The 17494-nt window shown below is 58.0% G+C and carries 17 protein-coding genes; 13 read left to right on the top strand and 4 right to left on the bottom strand.

All coding sequences use genetic code 11. The annotated features are described in order from the left end of the window. The first annotated feature begins 21 nt into the window (after positions 1-21). The 12 genes from boxC to ACR0DX_RS10970 all read left to right on the top strand — a co-directional run bounded on the left by boxC (position 22) and on the right by ACR0DX_RS10970 (position 12303). Positions 22-1680: a 2,3-epoxybenzoyl-CoA dihydrolase gene (boxC, locus tag ACR0DX_RS11025; RefSeq protein ID WP_170355231.1), complete on the top strand. Its 1659-nt coding sequence runs from the start codon at positions 22-24 to the stop codon at positions 1678-1680. Positions 1681-1713: 33 nt separating this feature from the next. Continuing rightward, positions 1714-3165, top strand: coding sequence for a benzoyl-CoA 2,3-epoxidase subunit BoxB (boxB, locus tag ACR0DX_RS11020; RefSeq protein WP_170355230.1), 1452 nt, complete (start codon positions 1714-1716; stop codon positions 3163-3165). Between the two features lie 80 nt (positions 3166-3245). Beyond that, the gene (locus tag ACR0DX_RS11015; protein ID WP_170355229.1) at positions 3246-3413 is read left to right on the top strand and encodes a hypothetical protein; all 168 of its coding nucleotides are present in this window, start codon (positions 3246-3248) and stop codon (positions 3411-3413) included. Continuing rightward, a complete protein-coding gene (gene boxA, locus ACR0DX_RS11010; protein ID WP_170355228.1) occupies positions 3410-4600 on the top strand; it encodes a benzoyl-CoA 2,3-epoxidase subunit BoxA in 1191 nt (396 codons plus the stop codon). The genes ACR0DX_RS11015 and boxA overlap by 4 nt, the downstream gene beginning before the upstream one ends. Continuing rightward, positions 4600-5046, top strand: coding sequence for an acyl-CoA thioesterase (locus ACR0DX_RS11005; RefSeq protein ID WP_480846127.1), 447 nt, complete (start codon positions 4600-4602; stop codon positions 5044-5046). The genes boxA and ACR0DX_RS11005 overlap by 1 nt, the downstream gene beginning before the upstream one ends. Before the next feature lie 64 nt (positions 5047-5110). Continuing rightward, the gene (locus ACR0DX_RS11000; RefSeq protein ID WP_170355226.1) at positions 5111-6031 is read left to right on the top strand and encodes a helix-turn-helix transcriptional regulator; all 921 of its coding nucleotides are present in this window, start codon (positions 5111-5113) and stop codon (positions 6029-6031) included. Positions 6032-6082: 51 nt separating this feature from the next. Next, positions 6083-7588 (top strand): enoyl-CoA hydratase-related protein, encoded by a 1506-nt coding sequence (locus ACR0DX_RS10995; RefSeq protein WP_170355225.1) that lies wholly within the window; start codon positions 6083-6085, stop codon positions 7586-7588. A gap of 403 nt (positions 7589-7991) precedes the next feature. Then, the gene (locus tag ACR0DX_RS10990; protein WP_170355224.1) at positions 7992-8897 is read left to right on the top strand and encodes a LysR substrate-binding domain-containing protein; all 906 of its coding nucleotides are present in this window, start codon (positions 7992-7994) and stop codon (positions 8895-8897) included. A gap of 88 nt (positions 8898-8985) precedes the next feature. Then, positions 8986-10167, top strand: a complete 1182-nt coding sequence (locus ACR0DX_RS10985) for a CoA transferase (protein WP_170355223.1) — start codon at positions 8986-8988, stop codon at positions 10165-10167. Continuing rightward, a complete protein-coding gene (locus tag ACR0DX_RS10980; RefSeq protein WP_170724620.1) occupies positions 10164-10874 on the top strand; it encodes a glutathione S-transferase C-terminal domain-containing protein in 711 nt (236 codons plus the stop codon). Before ACR0DX_RS10985 ends, ACR0DX_RS10980 begins: the two co-directional genes overlap by 4 nt. A gap of 28 nt (positions 10875-10902) precedes the next feature. Further along, positions 10903-11316, top strand: a complete 414-nt coding sequence (locus ACR0DX_RS10975) for a GFA family protein (protein ID WP_170355221.1) — start codon at positions 10903-10905, stop codon at positions 11314-11316. A gap of 78 nt (positions 11317-11394) precedes the next feature. Further along, entirely contained in the window at positions 11395-12303 is a 909-nt protein-coding gene (locus ACR0DX_RS10970) for a carbon-nitrogen hydrolase family protein (RefSeq protein WP_170355220.1), read from the top strand. 9 nt (positions 12304-12312) lie between these two features. Here the strand turns inward: ACR0DX_RS10970 and ACR0DX_RS10965 are convergent, their stop codons facing one another. Then, the gene (locus tag ACR0DX_RS10965) at positions 12313-13941 is read right to left on the bottom strand and encodes an FAD-binding oxidoreductase (RefSeq protein WP_170355219.1); all 1629 of its coding nucleotides are present in this window, start codon (positions 13939-13941) and stop codon (positions 12313-12315) included. An 80-nt stretch (positions 13942-14021) separates the two neighbouring features. Then, complete coding sequence (locus ACR0DX_RS10960; protein WP_480846122.1) at positions 14022-14642, bottom strand: glutathione S-transferase family protein; 621 nt, start codon at positions 14640-14642, stop codon at positions 14022-14024. A 112-nt stretch (positions 14643-14754) separates the two neighbouring features. Here ACR0DX_RS10960 and ACR0DX_RS10955 point away from each other — a divergent pair, with 112 nt between their 5' ends. After that, complete coding sequence (locus ACR0DX_RS10955) at positions 14755-15654, top strand: LysR family transcriptional regulator (RefSeq protein ID WP_480846120.1); 900 nt, start codon at positions 14755-14757, stop codon at positions 15652-15654. Positions 15655-15683: 29 nt separating this feature from the next. Here the strand turns inward: ACR0DX_RS10955 and ACR0DX_RS10950 are convergent, their stop codons facing one another. Continuing rightward, positions 15684-16505, bottom strand: a complete 822-nt coding sequence (locus ACR0DX_RS10950; protein WP_170355216.1) for an inositol monophosphatase family protein — start codon at positions 16503-16505, stop codon at positions 15684-15686. Continuing rightward, positions 16502-17482, bottom strand: a complete 981-nt coding sequence (locus tag ACR0DX_RS10945) for a zinc-dependent alcohol dehydrogenase (RefSeq protein ID WP_480846118.1) — start codon at positions 17480-17482, stop codon at positions 16502-16504. The genes ACR0DX_RS10950 and ACR0DX_RS10945 overlap by 4 nt, the downstream gene beginning before the upstream one ends. Between the last annotated feature and the right edge of the window lie 12 nt (positions 17483-17494).

Raw genomic sequence — 17494 nt, 5'->3', positions numbered from 1 at the left:
GTCTGAACGTAGGAGTTGCACATGACCAAGGTCATCAATTTTCAGACCCATCCATCGCAGTATCGCCATTGGCGGGTGGAATATGATGGGCCGGTTGCGAACCTGATTATGGATGTCGACGAAGATCAGGGGCTGTTCGAGGGTTATCAACTCAAGCTGAACTCTTACGATCTGGGCGTCGATATCGAACTGGCCGATATCGTGCAACGGATGCGCTTTGAACATCCCGAGGTGAAAGTGGTCGTCATGCAATCCGGTAAGGACCGGGTGTTCTGCGCGGGTGCAAATATCCGGATGCTCGGGGGGGCGGCCCACAGCCACAAGGTGAACTTCTGCAAATTCACCAATGAGACGCGCAACACCTACGAAGCCGCCGAAAAAGACAGCGGCCAGAAATATATTGCCGCCGTCAAAGGCGCCTGCGCCGGAGGTGGATATGAGTTGGCGCTGGCCTGCAACCACATCATGCTGACCGATGACAGCACCTCCTCGGTCGCGCTGCCCGAGGTGCCTCTGTTGGCGGTTCTACCCGGAACTGGTGGGCTGACGCGGGTGACGGATAAACGCAAGGTGCGGCGCGATCTGGCCGATGTGTTCTGCTCGACCGAAGAAGGGGTCAAGGGCAAGCGGGCGCTGGATTGGCGTCTGGTGGATGAGGTCGTGCCGAACTCCAAGTTCGACGCCACCGTGCAAGAACGTGCCCGCGAATTCGCCGCTGCGATGCCCAAGCCGGATGCTGCCGGGGTTGTTCTGGGTCCGTTGGACAAGACGGTCGGCGAAGATGGCTCGGTCACGTATAGCCTGATTGAAGTGGCTGTTGATCGGGATGCCCGCAAGGCGACCGTGACGATCAGTGGCCCGGATGCCGACGCGCCGCAGGACATGGCCGCGTTCACGGCGCAGGGGGATCAGGCCTATCTGTTGCGGCTGGCGCGCGAACTGGACGACGCAATTCTGCACTTGCGCCTGAACGAAATGGAGCTCGGCCTGCTGGTGTTCCGCACCCAAGGCGACCCCGAGCTGTTCCAGGCGCATGAGGCGTTGTTGCTGGCCAATCGCGATCACTGGTTGGCTAACGAGGTGCTGCAATATTGGAAGCGCCTACTGAAACGGATCGACGTCACTTCGCGTTCGATGTCGGCGCTGGTCGAACACGGCTCGTGCTTTACGGGTATTCTGGCCGAAATCCTGTGGGCGGTGGATCGTACGTATATGATGGAAGACGAGTTCGAGGGCGACAATCGTCCCTTGGCGACGGTCACTTTGACCGATGCCAATTTCGGACCTTTGCCTATGGGCAATGATCTGACCCGGCTTGAAACCCGGTTCTATGGCACGCCCGATGCGGCTGGCCAGATGGAAGACCATAAAAACACCGCGTTGGATGCCGAAGCCGCCGACGAGTTGGGCCTTGTGACGATGATCCTGGATGACATCGACTGGGAAGACGAGATCCGCATCTTCGAGGAAGAGCGCGCCTCGTTCAGCCCTGATGCGATGACCGGGATGGAGGCGAACCTGCGTTTCGCCGGTCCCGAAACCATGGAAACTCGCATCTTTGGCCGCCTGACCGCGTGGCAGAACTGGATTTTCAACCGTCCCAATGCGGTGGGTCCCGATGGCGCGTTGCAACGGTACGGCACCGGGTTGCGCGGCGAATATGACATGGAACGTGTGTGACAGGTTCCCCCCGAGCTTCATCAGGAGAAAGACATGCTAGACGTCATCAACGTAAGTTACGACACTCAGATCCCCAACAATGTCGGCCTGAGTCAGGACCGCAAGGTACTGAAAGCGCTTGAGAAATGGCATCCCGGCTATATCGACTGGTGGAACAAGCTGATCCCGCAGAACTTTCAGGACTCGATGGTCTACCTGCGCACCGCCGTCAGCGTTGACCCCAAAGGCTGGGCCAAGTTCGACTATGTGAAAATGCCGGAATACCGCTGGGGCGTTCTGCTGGCTCCGCAGGTCGAAGAGCGCATCATTCCAATGGGTGAGCATAAGGGCGAGAAAGCATGGCAAGAGGTGCCGGGCGAATACCGCAACATGCTAAAACGTCTGATTGTCATTCAGGGCGATACCGAGCCGGGCTCGGTCGAGCAGCAGCGGTTCTTGGGACTGACTGCGCCGTCGCTTTATGACATGCGCAACCTGTTTCAGGTCAACGTGGAAGAAGGCCGCCACCTGTGGGCGATGGTTTATCTGCTGCAGAAATATTTCGGCAAGGATGGCCGGGAAGAGGCGGATGACCTGCTGATCCGGTCCTCGGGCTCTGAAGAAGCCCCCCGTATGCTGGGCGCCTTTAACGAAGAAACACCCGATTGGTTGTCCTTCTTCATGTTCACCTATTTCACCGACCGCGACGGCAAAATGCAGCTGGAAAGCCTTGCGCAATCTGGGTTTGATCCGCTCAGCCGGACCTGTCGCTTCATGCTGACCGAAGAGGCCCACCATATGTTCGTGGGCGAAACCGGTGTCAGCCGTATCGTGCAACGCACCTGCGAGGCGATGAACGAGGCCGGTTTGACCGACCCCTACGATATCGGCAAGGTCCGCGATCTGGGCGTGATCGACCTGCCGACGATCCAGAAAAAGCTGAACCTGCACTATTCGCTGTCGCTGGACTTGTTCGGGCAAGAGGTCTCGACCAATGCCGCCAACGCCTTCAACGCGGGTATCAAGGGCCGGTATATGGAGAACCGTATCGACGACGACCACATGCTGCAAAGCGACACCTATGCGGTGAAATCCATCGTTGATGGGGCGATCGTGACTCAGGACGTGCCTGCACTGACCGCGATCAACATGCGGTTGCGCGACGACTATGTCCGCGATGCCTCGGGCGGTGTCGGGCGCTGGAACAAGATCATCCAGAAAGCCGGGATCGAGTTCAACTTGGCCCTGCCAGACGAGGCGTTCCACCGCCAGATCGGCGTCTTTGCCGCGATTAAGGCCAATCCCGAAGGTGATATCATCTCTGAGGCGGAGTGGGCCGCGAATGCCGACAAATGGCTGCCTTCCAAAGAAGATGGGGCTTATATCCAGTCGCTTATGGTGCCGTGCTATGAGCCCGGCAAATACGCAGGCTGGATCTCGGCCCCGAAGGTTGGGATCGATAACAAGCCCGGCGATTTCGAATATGTGAAACTGCACATGGCCTGATTTTGGGCTTGTTTGGCAGGGCGGTGGGGATCTCCACTGCCCGCCGCATCTTGCCAGCCAACGCGGGAAGGATATGGATAATGCCAGCGGAACGCTCCGCTCTCAGCGTAGACAAGGCCGAGGTACAGCCCAATCACTCGGTGATCCGGGGGCGTTGTCTTGGCTGTGACACCTGCACCGGCATCTGCGCAGCACTTATCGACGCCATGACCCTTCCCACCCTTATCCAGCGACGGCATAAATCATGAACAAACCCATCAAACAGCACCTGATCGACCCGGAAATCTGTATCCGTTGTTACACGTGCGAGATGACCTGCCCCGAACAGGCCATCGAACATGACGACAACAACGTGGTTGTGAATGCTGATCTGTGCAACTTCTGCATGGATTGCATCCCGGTCTGTCCGACCGGATCAATCGACGAATGGCGCGTGGTGACCGAACCTTACAGCCTGGAACAGCAATATGAGTGGGAGGAGTTGCCGGAACAAGAGGATCTGGGCTCGGATGACGCCGACACCGGGATTGAGGCGCTGGATGATGCGATGGCCGCGTTGTTGGCCGATGCACACAAGGGTGCGGGGGGCAAGTCCAAGGCCCCGGCCACGGCATCGAAACCCACGATCAACCTGTACAATTTGGGCAAACCTGTTCAGGCCGTTGTGCAGGGTAATTACCGCCTGACCGAGGCGTCCTCGGACAGTGACGTGCGCCATATCATTCTGGATTTTCAGGGCCACCCGATGCCGGTTCTGGAAGGTCAGTCGATCGGGATCATCCCGCCCGGCACCACCGGCGAAGGGCAGCCGCACCTGCCACGGCTGTATTCCGTGTCCAGCCCGCGCGATGGCGAACGACCCGGTTTCAACAATGTCTCACTGACCGTCAAACGCGAAGAGGGCGGCGTTTGCTCGAACTATGTCTGTGATCTGAAAAAGGGTGATGCGGTCAATGTCACCGGCCCGTTCGGGTCGACCTTCCTGCTACCCGACGACCCGGATGCGCGTATCCTGATGATCTGCACCGGCACCGGCTCGGCCCCGATGCGCGCCTTTACCATGCGCCGTCAGCGCAAGGTGGGCACCATTCACGGTGGCATGACGATGTTCTTCGGAGCCAGAGCGCCCGACAGCCTGCCCTATTTCGGGCCTTTGCAGAAAGTGCCCAAGACGCTGTTGGATCAGCATCTGGTATTCAGCCGGCAAGAGGGTCAGGACAAGGAATATGTTCAGGACAGGATGCTGGCCAAACGGGACATCGTCGCCGATCTGCTGCAAGATCCCAACAGCTATGTCTATATCTGCGGCCTGCGGGATATGGAGGACGGGGTCGAGCAAGCTCTGACTGAAATCTCGGCGGGCGTTGGACAGGACTGGACCGCGCTGCGGGATCAGATGCGCGACGCTGGTCGGTACCACGTGGAGACCTATTGATGTCGGCCCGGCCAGCCTCGGCCTATCGACATGATATCCGGGTGACATGGGGCGATTGCGACCCGGCGCGCATCGCCTATACCGGGCGCCTGCCATGGTTCACGCTGGATTCGATCAACGCCTGGTGGGAAGAGCGTCTGGGTCAGGGCTGGTATCAGCTGGAACTGGACCGCAATGTCGGCACGCCCTTCGTCCGGCTTGAGATGGACTTCAAAGCCCCGGTCACGCCCCGGCACACGCTGGCCTGTCACGTATGGCCCAGTCGGTTGGGCACATCCTCCATCACGTTTCGCGTCGATGGCGAACAGGATGGCCAACTGTGCTTTTCGGCCCAAACGGTCAGCGTCTTCATCGTGGCGGACGCGTTTGAAAAACGCCAACCGCCGCAGGATATCCAAGACCTATTGGCTCCGTTTTTGCATGACGCGGAGCAGACCGGGACATAACCGTTTTCCTTTTTGGTCCGGCGAACGTATTGTGCATTATTATACACATTCGGAATTGCGGAACATGGCGGAAATTACAACCTTCAGCGGGGTGTCGACCCAGATCGACACGGAATCCGAGATCGAACGCAGCATCTCGGCGCTGATGGTGCAGGTGGGCGAACGGGTCCGCAGCGCGCGTGAACGCAAGGGCATTTCTCGTCGTGTTCTGTCCGAAAGCTCGGGCGTGTCACAGCGCTATCTGGCGCAGCTTGAATCCGGGACGGGGAATATATCGATCGGGTTGCTGCAACGTGTGGCGCATTCGTTGGATCACCGGATCGAGTGGTTCGTGGGCGCAGAAGATCCGTGGAATTCCACCAGCCTGCGCGTGGCCGAATTGTTCTCTGCCGCCGATAGCGAAACACGTGATCAGGTGTTGCAGGCACTCTTGCCGGGCAGCGATCAGGGTGGACGGGCACAGCGCGTCTGTCTGATTGGCTTGCGCGGTGCGGGGAAATCGACGCTTGGTAAACTTGCGGCTGAACAACTGGATGCGCCGTTTCTGGAGCTGAACAAAGAAATCGCCCTGCATGGCGGAATGCCGATTGACGAGATTCTCGCCCTTTACGGGCAGGAAGGCTATCGCAAGCTTGAGGCCGGATCGCTGGACCGCGTGATCGAAAACTATGACCGCGTGATCTTGGCCGTGGCAGGTGGCATCGTGTCCGAGCCCGAGACGCTCAACAAGTTGCTGTCCAGTTTCCATACGATCTGGCTGAAGGCCTCGCCGCAGGAGCATATGGACCGGGTGCGCGCGCAGGGTGATGAGCGGCCCATGGCGGGCAATGCCGACGCGATGGAGCAGCTGACCTCGATCCTGGCAAGCCGCGAGGTTCTTTATGCACGGGCGCGGTTCATGCTGGACACATCGGGGCGGGCGCTGGACCAGTCTTTGGATGATTTGGTGGCGATGATCCGGACGCAAAAGCTGTTGGATGCGTGACCTAGGTCTATATCCGTACATAAGTGAACTATAACGCAGAAGGAGCCGATGATGGCCGTGGATGTCTGGCGTCAGGGGGCCGTCGGTTTTGTCATGCTGAACAACCTGCCTGTGAATGCCATCGGTTTCAGCGTTCGGCAGGGCCTGTCGGATGCGTTGGCTTGGGTTCAGGCACAGAAAGGTCTGTCGCGGGTGGTGCTGCATGGATCGCAGTGCGCATTTGCTGCGGGCGTGGATGCGCGAGAGTTTGACGCACCGCCGGTTGCGCCGCATTTGCCGGAGATTTTGAATGGGATCGAGGCCTCGGACGTGCCGTGGGTTGCAGCGATCAAGGGGGTTGCGTTGGGCGGTGGGTGTGAACTGGCGCTGGCTTGCCGCTATAGGATCGCGGCGCCGGGTGCCCGGGTTGGCCTGCCCGAGGTTACGCTGGGCGTGGTGCCCGGCGCGGGCGGCACGCAACGCTTGCCGCGCCTGATCGGGATTGCGGCGGCGGTTGACTTGATTGCAACCGGCAAACCCGTTCCGGCTGAACAGGCCGAAGCCTTGGGGCTGGTGGACGGTATCGCAGAGGACCCGGTGGATGTTGCACAGCATCTGGATGTTGGCACGCTGGAACTGTCTGTGTCGCCCGGATTGCGAGACCGGCCCGCCGCAGATGACACGGCGATTGCGGCTGCGCGCGCCGATGTCGCGCAGCGGATACCCCATCAGATCGCGCCGCCTAGGGCGATTGATCTAGTGGCCCTGTCCGCCACAACCACTTTGTCGGACGCAATGGCCCAAGAACGCGCGGCGTTTCTGGACCTGCGGCAAGGCGCACAAGCCCGCGCCCTGCGACATATCTTCTTTGCGGAACGGGCTGCGCGAGGGCAGGACACCGCCAGCAACAACCACATCGCAAATCGCATTCTCGCCCGGTACCACGAAGCCGCAGATACGGTGCTGATGGATGGCTCGACCCCGTGGGAGGTGGATGAGGCCATGGTCGAATTCGGCTATACCATGGGCCCTTACGAGGCGCAGGACCTGATCGGTGTGGACACTGCTCTTGCCAATCGCCGCGAAACCGCCCCGCGCGACCCGAACCGCCGAAATATTCCCATCGCGGACCGGATGCTCGAGCTGGGCAAGCTGGGCAAAAAGGTCGGAGCAGGCTGGTATCGATATCCCGGCGGGGGTGGGAAGGTTGACGACCCGATCGTGGCCGACCTGGCATTGGAGGAGGCACATTTCGCAGGGATCACCCGCTGTGACTATTCTGAGGAGGAGATCAGGGACAGGCTGCTATGTGCGATGATCAACGAAGCGGTTGGTCTGCTTGACGAAGGAATTGCCTTTTCGGCTCGAAGTATTGATCTTGTTACCGTAAGAAGCTGTGGCTTCCCACGGTGGCGTGGTGGGTTGATGTTTTATGCGGATACGATCGGGGCTGAAACTATCTTGGCGCGTCTGGATACCTATGCGAACGAAGACAGTTTGGTTTGGGCGCCCAGCCCTTCCCTGCGATATTGCGTGGAAAATAACGCCCGCCTGTCTGACCTGTTTCCGACCAAGTGACACTTAGAGACCCACAGTTAAACTTATCTGTTTAGAAAAGATCAGACGTTCGGGATTGTTGGGAGAAGAGTTCTCATGAACTGAGGAAGTGAAGTCAAAACAGCGGCTTGAGCCCGGAGTGGGCTTTCTGAATTCGCCAGTTCTGAGAGAAATAGACCCGTTTTTCAGGTCGATCCCCAGACGCCGGAATTCACTGCTTGTGCCGATGTTCTGTGCATTCGCATAGGAACATGGTTAAACGCCTGGAAAGGTAATATGACGCGAGTGAATAGGCGTCACGGAGTCATCAACCAAACAGCGTTTTCTGGTTTGCTAAACACTGTATGAGATAGCCATGTACTGTGCGAAAGGGATTTGATTTGCTCTGGCTGTTCATCTCCTGAACGATGGCTAAGATGGCGCCATGTCCAAGGTCAGACCGCGCATTCCACATGATTATTTTCCGCCTTTTGGTGGGTTGAAGTCCTTCTACGAGGTTGCTTTGACCGGCAGCGCCGTCAAGGCAGCGGAACGCTTGCAAGTTTCGGCGTCGTCTATCAGCCACCAGGTCAAGTCGCTTGAATCCGAACTGGGGGTCCGGTTGGTCGAAAACCGCAAGGGACGTCTGTTTCTGACTGCCGATGGCGCACAGTTTTTTGATCAGATCAAAGGGCCGATGTCCGAGATACTGCGCGCGACCGAGGCCATCCGTTCGATGCCGGGGCGCAAGCGGATATCTTTGACTCTGACGCCGTCTTTTGCAGCCGGCTGGCTGTTGCCGAGGCTTTCCGATCTTGAACGTAGCCACCCCGATCTTGAGGTCAATTTGGTCACCACAACACGTGTGGTTGATCTAGAACGGGAAAATGTTGATCTGGCAATCCGGCGGGGAATGGGCGAGTGGCCTCAAACGGTTGTAACTCCGCTGATGCGCGAAGTCATCGTGCCCGTGATGTCGCCTGCGTTTGCTCAGACGATTGGGGGTATGGCGCTGGCGGAAGTTTTGAAAACCCAGCGGGTTTTGGCAAATACGACCGTGGATGCAGAATGGGATCACTGGTGTCAGGCGCGGGGGTTTCAACCTCCGGCGGCCAATCAGCGGTATGGTCTTGAAACCTATGAATTGACGATTCAGGCGGCACAAGACGGTTTGGGTATTGCTTTGGGCCGCAGGCCGCTGGTGGATTCTTTGCTTTCTGCTGGCGTTCTGTGCGCGCCTTTTGATCTGCCCGACGCCGACAATATCGGCTATTATGTCGCGCGGCCCGATGGTGCCATGCGGTCCGATGTCAAACGGTTCCATGACTGGTTGCTGGCGCAAAGGAATTGAATTTTTTTCAACTCTTGCTGAGGTTTTTGCAGTACAAACATGTTCCTTCGCAACCTAGCTTCAAACCAAGGTTTGCAGGAGTTTGGCGATGGCCCAGCACAGTGACATTCAGCGCAACGGCCCCCTGTCGGGCATTAGGGTCATTGATCTGACCGCCGTTGTGTCCGGCCCCATGAGCACGATGATCCTTGCCGATCAGGGAGCCGATGTAATCAAGATCGAACGCGCCGACGGCGACTTTACCCGTCACGTGGCGACGCGCCGAGGGGGACATTCGGCCTCTTACCTGAACAATAACCGCAACAAACGCTCGGTGGTGGCCGATCTGAAAAACCCCGATGATATCGCCATGATCAAGACGCTGGTGCAGGACGCCGACGTGTTTATCCAGAATTTCCGCCCCGGTGTCGTGGATCGTCTTGGGCTTAGCTATGAAGTGCTGAGTGTGCTCAACCCCCGGCTGGTCTATATGTCCATTTCCGGGTTCGGGTTCGAAGGACCTTTGGCCAATAAGCCTGTCTATGACCCGCTGATACAGGCGTTATCGGCGCTTACCACGGTTCAGGCCGGATCGGACGAGGAGCGTCCGCGTCTGGTCCGCACGATCCTGCCCGACAAGCTGACGGCGGTACAGGCCAGTCAGGCGGTGACCGCCGCGCTGTTTGCCCGCGAACGCACAGGAAAGGGCCAGAAGGTCACGCTGTCGATGCTGGACACAGTGGCGGCTTTCCTCTGGGCCTCGGACATGAACGGCCACACCTTTGTGGGCGATGAGATGGAGGTTGAGGCCAGCCAGTCTTTCCATGATCTGATCTATGAGGTGAAAGGCGGATACCTCAGTATTTCGATCATGCAGAACAAACATTGGGAGGCGCTGGCCCATGCCACAGGTCGCCCTGATATCATCGACGACGAACGCTTTAAAACAACCGAGCTACGCGACATCAACCGGGACGCGCGGCTGGACTTGACGCAAGAGATGGTGCGTGACCTTGACCGCGACACGTTGTTGACTGCGCTGGAAGAGGCGGGTGTCCCCTGTGCCCCTGTCCTGACTCGACGCGAGATGCGCCAACATCCGCAGCTCGAGGCCAATGGTATGTTCGTCGAATATGACCACCCTACTGCCGGTCGCCTGCGGCAGACCCGGCCGGCTGCCGTGTTTCATGGTACTCCGGCGACCGACTTGCGCCCCGCGCCGGAACTGGGCGAACACACTGCCGAGGTCCGCGCGAGCCTGACCCCAAACCCTCTGGCGGATGCATCATGATTGACTTCTATTACTCCCCCACACCGAACGGTTGGAAAGTCGCGATCATGCTGGCCGAAACTGGTTTGGATCATCGCACCATTCTTATGAACCTGCGCGGTGGCGACCAGTTCCAACCCGACTTTCTGGCGATCAGCCCAAACGCCAGGATGCCGGCCATTCTGGACCATGACGCAGACGGTGGCCCGCTGAGTGTTTTCGAAAGCGGCGCCATCATGTTGTACCTGGCAGATCGCAGCGGCCAATTCGGCCCCGAAACCCCACGCGAGCGGATCGCCTTTACCGAATGGCTGTTCTGGCAGGCAGCCAATCAGGGTCCGATGGGCGGTCAACTGAGCCACTTTGTGAACTATGCGCCGAAGGACCAGCCCTATTCCCACAAGCGATACAAGGGCGAGTTCGAACGGTCTCTGGCGGTCCTAGAGAACCGGCTTGAGGGGCGCGAGTATATGTTCGACCGCTATACGATCGTAGATATGATGTGTTTTCCGTGGGCCTTCATCGCGAAACCTTTGGGCGTTTCACTGGATGCTTTTCCAAACGTTGCCGCCTGGCGTCAACGGATCAAGGCACGCCCTGCCGTTCGTGATGCGATCAACCTGCACAAAAACGCCCAGTTCACGGGCAAAGCCACGGCGCAGCAGAACGAAACCCTGTTCAATCAATCGGCCGCCCACCTGATGCCAACAAAAGAGAAATCCCAATAAAACCAGAACCATCAGCAAGGAGACACCAATGCCCAAGATCGAAGGAAGCTGCCTGTGCGGACAGGTCACCTATAGTTCCAGCGCCGATGAGCCTGCCATGATGGTCGTCTGCCATTGTCCGGATTGCCAGCGGCAAAGCGGCTCGGCCTATTCGACCAATGTGCTGGTGCCGACCGCGTCGATCGCATTCGAGGGTGACAGCCGCAGGACCTATGTGATGAACGGGGCATCCGGGCAGCCGGTGACCCGCAATTTCTGCGGTAATTGCGGCTCGCCTCTGTCGACCGAGATGCCGGCCTTTGGTGACCTTGCGGCGGTAAAGGCGGGGACGTTGCAGGACAGTTCATGGGTCAAGCCATCGATCCAGATCTGGTGCAATTCTGCGCAACCCTGGGGCCCGGTTTCGGATGAAATGGACAAAGCGCCGGCCAATCCGGGCTAAACGTCTGATTTGACACCCTGGCCCGTGCCTGATGAGATCATGCGCGGGTCATAGTTAAAACGAGCAGGACATTGCCTTATGAAAGTTGCCGCTGTTCAGGCCGCTCCGGTCTTTCTTGATCCACAGGCCAGCACGGACAAGCTGATCGCCCTGCTGCAGGATGCGGCATCCAATGGGGCCGAATTGGTTGTCTTCCCCGAGGTGTTTTTGTCCGGCTATCCCGTATGGCTGCGCGCCCCGAGCGTGGCCCATAATGACGAGCTGCTGAAGATCGGGCATGTGGCCTATCTGAAGTCCGCGATTACGACCGACGGCCCCGAGATTGCTGAGATCTGTGCCGAGGCAACTGACCTTGGCGTCGCCGTCATGACCGGGATCGTTGAACGGGCTGGTTCGGGCGGTTCGGTCTATGCCTCGTTGGTGACAATCCTGCCCGACAAGGGTGTCGTGAATGTGCATCGCAAGCTCAAGCCGACGTTTCACGAAAGGCTGCTATGGGCCGATGGGGATGGGCATGGTCTGGCTGTTCAGGATTGGAAAGGCATCCGGGTCGGCGGTTTGAATTGCTATGAAAACTGGCAGCCTCTGGCCCGGCAAGCGCTGTACCAGCAGGGAGAACAGTTGCATATCGCAACATGGCCAGGTGATCTGGACGTAACCGACCACATCACACAATTCATCGCGATGGAGGGGCGAGTTTATGTTGTTTCGGTTTCGGGTCTGCTGCGCAGCAGTGACATTCCTGACAGCTTCCCCTTGCGAAAACACGTAACCGAGGGGCGCGATGTCATCAACGACGGCGGTAGCATGATCGCGGCACCCGGTGGCAAATTGATAGCGGGTCCAGTCACGGGCGAAGAGATCACGCTCTATGCTGAGATCGATGTGGATCAGGTTATCGCCGCACATCTGAAACTGGACCCGGCAGGGCATTACAGCCGTCGCGACATCCTTAGCCTCAACCATAGCAAACAGCGGTTGGACTAACGGCAGCGGTCAGGCAGAGCCGAAGGTTTCATAGTGGATTTGGCTTCCGTCTATTCCGGCAGCTTCTAAACCCGACTTCAGATCAGTCACGAATCCGGCGGGACCGCAAAGCATGTAAAGCGCATCCGCACCGGCATCGAGCGCCAGAACCTCTGCGGCCGTGACACGGCCTTCTGCGTCGAAATCACGACCAACCAGATCGCTGCTTTCGGGCTGGCTGAAAAACACGCGTTTCCGTGCGCCGCGGGTCGCCGAGATCAGGTGGTCTGTTTCTTGGGACAGTGCATGGTGACGGCCGTTGCGTGCGCCATTCACGAACCATACCTGCCGTCCGGTATTCTGTTGCGCCAACCGATGCAGCATGGCCATCATTGGCGTCAAACCAACACCCACGCTGACCAGAACCAAAGGGCGCGTTGAATCAGGGATCAGAAAATCACCAGCCGGAGGGCGGGCTTCGATCGTGTCTCCGATTTTGATGCTGTCGTGTAAGAATTGCGATGCAGTCCCACCTGGCTCACGCTTTACAGTGATCCGGTAAGTGTCTTCACCGGGTTTGCCCGACAGGGAATAAGACCGACGTATTTTTACATCATGCGCAGGTATTTCGAGGGCGATCGGCAAATGCTGCCCGGCTTGAAAGGGTGACAGAGTATCGCCCTCGGCCGGAGCGAGGTGGAACGATGTGATCCCCTCGGCCTCGGATTTCTTGTCGACTACGGTCAGGTTTTGCGACGGGGCAGGGTCCGCTGACCAACGTAACGAAAGAGCCTCGGTCCGTTCAATTACCGCGTCGATCGTAACGTCGATCATGCGCAAAATGTTTGGATCACGCGCTTCTTCGGGCGCCCAGTCGATCTTGGCGCGCCCGGTCAGATGCAAAAGTCCACCGGTTGCGAAATCGACAAACAACAATCCGACACGGGGGTCCTGCAACAGATTTCCGATCGTGTTGAAAAAGTTGTTCCCGGAATAATCCGGTATGCGCAACCGGGTTGGGCTGATCACGCGCACGAACCCCGGCTCACCGCCTCTATGCGAAGCGTCGTAGCCATCCGAGGCCGCCTTTTGCGGGGCGTGATGACCGGAACCCAGGAAAAGCGTGTCAGCGGCACGGATGCGAGCGATTTGGCCGGGGCTGAGATGGTCGGATTCTTGGGCTTCTGTGGGCACGGTTCTCGGGGCGCGCCACCAATCGCGTTCATTGATGTACTGCGGGCAGTTTCCGAACGTTTGGCGAATGTCTATGATCAGCCCTTGGTCCGAACGTCGGGTCCGGCCGCTAAGACGGTTGCGGCGTCTTGTGGCCAGTTCGATCCCGACCACCCCAATATCGGTCCCTTCCTGCAGGCAGTGTGCCAGAGGATCCAGCGGGTCAACTTGTGTATCCAACGTCAGGCGTTCCGGATCAGGAGACCCGATGAAACCATCAGGCCCTTCGATGATTGTTGCCCAGACCTGACCGTCCGAGTCACCCGAGGCGACGACGAGAAACGGTTGCGCCTGATAGAACATACGGTGCTGTTCGGGCATGAAATCGCGTATATAGCGTGTTCCGATGGTGGCAATGTTATCCGCGCCCGCACGTTTTTGTGCGGCCAGTTCACCGGCATGGAATGGGGTATCTGCGTCGACCATCGGTTCACTCCTTCTTTATTTCCCAACACTGGGAACCCTTGCCCGAAGCTCTTTACACTCAAGTTTCGGGCAGGTTTGGTTCAGGCCACGAGGCCCGCAGCGGTGGTGGGCATCGGTTCAAAGCCATCCAGGGCCTCGAAATGCGCGATCCAGGCCCGTACGTTCGGGTAAGGGTCTAGCGAGACATTCCCCTCGGGCGCGTGGGCGGTGTAGGAATAGGCAGCTACATCTGCAATGGTCGGGCGGTCGCCAACCAGCCAATCACGCCCCTCGAGGCCATTTTCTAACTTTTTCATTGCCTTGGCGGCAGTGGCCGCGGCAAAATCGGCATCCAACGGAGCACCAAAGACTGTAATCAAACGTGCGGCACATGACCCGAACGCAATTTCACCTGCAGCAAGGGTCAACCATTTCTGGACAGCAGCTTCTCTGACTGGATCGCTGGGCATCCAGTCAGACGCATATTTCCGGGCAAGGTAGACCAGAATTGCGTTCGAATCCGATACGACGACATCGCCATCTTGCAAGACCGGTACTTGACCGTTTGGGTTCATGTCCAGAAATTCGGGTGTCTTGTGCTCTCCGGCAGCCAGATCAACAAAGATGGCCTCGTGCGCAATTCCTGCGAGCTGGGCGAAGACCAAAGCACGATGCGCGTGACCTGATTTCGGGAAATGGTGGATACGAACTGCGTTGGACATCTGTTGGCTCCTGTCATTCATAAGCTGTGTCTGACGGACAGATAACTCTTGCGAAAGTGGATGATAATTGTCAGATTTTGCGAATAATTAGGCCCTGAAAGGGCGCAATAAAATGGACAAGATTGATCGAATGCGCGCATTCGCGCTGGTGGCGAAAAATGCTTCTTTCACGTTGGCGGCGCAGCGGATGGGGCGTTCATCTCGACTGGTCAGCAAATATGTTGCTGATCTGGAAGAGGCATTGGGCGTGCAGCTTTTGAACCGTACGACACGCAGCGTATCCCTGACAGATGCGGGAGCGACGTATCTGGCAATGTGCGAACCGCTGCTGGATGGGTTTGACGAACTTGAGGAAACAGTCCGAAACGCCCAGAAATCACTGCGCGGCGTAATCCGGATTTCGGCGCCGACCGGCTTTGGCTCGGTGCGGCTTGCGCCGTCTATTGCGGCCTTTGCAACACAGCACCCCGAGGTCGAGATTGACCTGAACCTGTCCGACCGCAGGGTGTCGATCATTGATGAGGGTCTGGACCTCGCTATCCGGATAGGTCCGATGCGCGACAGTTCACTGAAAGTGCGTCAACTGGGGCAAATGCCTTTAATCGTATGCGCATCCCCCGCGTATCTGGACCGCGCAGGCACGCCGACAGACCCACGCGCCCTGGCGACACATGACTGCATTCTTGACGGGAACATGTCCGAGCCTGGTCTGTGGCGGTTCGATATCAAAGGCGAAGATGTGGCGGTTCCGGTAAGTGGACGGTTGCGCGCCAATGCCCCCGCAGCTTCGGCGCGTCTTGCGATGGATGGTGTAGCAATCGCACGATGTCCTGCTTACACAGTAGCTGAGGCTCTCAGGTCGGGTGCTTTGATCGAACTGTTTGCTACTTACCGTGTGGCACCTTATGTCGTCGCCGCTCTTTTCCCGCAAAATCGCCGTATGACGACCCGCGTCAGGCACCTGATCGACCACCTTGCAAACGACGACCTCATCACAAACGCAGGCGCGTGACCGGGCGGGGGTATTTGTCTAAGATCACCTCAGACAATGAATTTGCGGAACGTATTTGCCAAGGCTGCGTTACTTGCCAGAAAAGAGCCTGACGAGAAGATGTCTTGATCCGGCCAAAGCGGCTGCACGACCCCTTTGGCTTCCTGTACCAACAGAATTCCTGCAGCAATGTCCCACGGATCCAGGTTCCGCTCCCAATACCCTTCAAGCCGCCCGGCGGCGACATAGGCAAGATCAAGGGCCGCAGCGCCGTTTCTGCGAATACCGGCACACTCTGGCATAAGTCGTTCAAGGTCCTGAAGGGCAGATTTCAGATAGGTCACACGCCCCCCGGCAGGGACGCCAGTGGCAAACAAAGCTGCGGTCAGATCACCTTCGCCGCTGACCGATATCTGTCGCCCGTTCAAAAATGCGCCGCAGCTGCGTTCAGCTGTGAACATTTCGGCTTTCTGGGGATCGTAGATCAACGCAGCCAGTATATCGTCGCCATCACACAACGCTATGGATATGGCCCAATGGGGAATACCCTTGAGGAAATTCGTCGTCCCGTCCAACGGATCCACCACCCATCGCAAAGCCGTCCCGATGCCCGCGCGCGTTCCAGTCTCTTCACCGAGCCAACCATACTTGGGATAGGTCGCGGTCAGGTGCAGATTGATTTCCGCTTCTGCCGTGCGATCTGCGTCGGATACGAAATCGCCTTTGGATTTTTGCGAAATGTTTAGCGTGTCGCGGGTCTTGAAGGCTTGTTGCAACCCGACCCCGGCGCGAAGCGCGGCCCGTGCCATCGCTTGCATGTGTTCAGACGCCTTGGGCGACAGCCAAGGAGTAACTTCCTGCGGCAACGTCATCTGTTGGAATACCGTATTCTATGGCAGAGGGTCGATGGATCTTCCAGAATAGACCCGTAGTTCTCGGGAAGATCTGCGAAATCAGTTTCACCCGAAATCAATACGTCCAGAACTGGGTCTGCCAACAGGTCAATCGCCTTGGTTAGCCGCTTTTTGTAGTCCCAGCGCGCTCTCATATGTGCGGGGATACGACCGACTTGGCTGCTGATGATCCGCAACCGCCTTTGATGGAACCGGGCACCAAGCGGCACGGTCGTGAGGTGATCACCATACCAACTGGCTTCGATGATTGTTGCTTCGACACCGGCAGCGTTTATTGCTGTCGCCAATCCGCTTGAGGTGGCTGAGGTGTGGATGACCATGTCTGCGTCTTCGGGCACGTTTTCGGGGGTGGCAAAAGCACAACCCAACTGTCCGGCAAGCGCGGCCTTGTCCGGGTTGATGTCCACTATGCAAACCTCGGTTCCGGGCGTTCTGGCACACAGGTATCCGGTCAGCGCGCCGACAACACCGCCGCCAACAATGGTCACTTTGCTGCCTGCGCAAACGCCCGCGTCCCACATGATGTTCAATGCTGTTTCCATATTGGCCGCCAACACGGCGCGGGCAGGAGGAACGGATGGATTGATCGAAATGGCCGCATGTGAGGGTATGCTGAACCGTGTCTGGTGGGGATATAGCGCGAATACAGTCTCACCCTCACGCGGTCCGGATTGAACCGTGCCAACAGCCGAGTAGCCATATTTGACGGGGAAGGTGAAATCGCCTTGCTGAAACGGCGCACGCATGGTGTCATGTTCGCTGCGCGGTACCTGACTGTGAAACACAAGCCGTTCGGTGCCCCGGCTGATGCTCGAGAACAGGGTGGACACTTGTATATGGTCCGGGCCATCAAGGATGTCCGTTTCGCGTATTTCAGTGCTAGCGGCTTTAGTAATCCATAAAGCCCGTGTTGGCGGTTCTGGGTTGGCGGTCATTGTTTATAGTTC

The sequence above is a fragment of the Ruegeria sp. D3 genome (assembly GCF_056534465.1).
The sequence above is the reverse complement of the archived record's forward strand: the minus strand, read 5'-3'. Positions and strand labels throughout refer to the sequence as shown.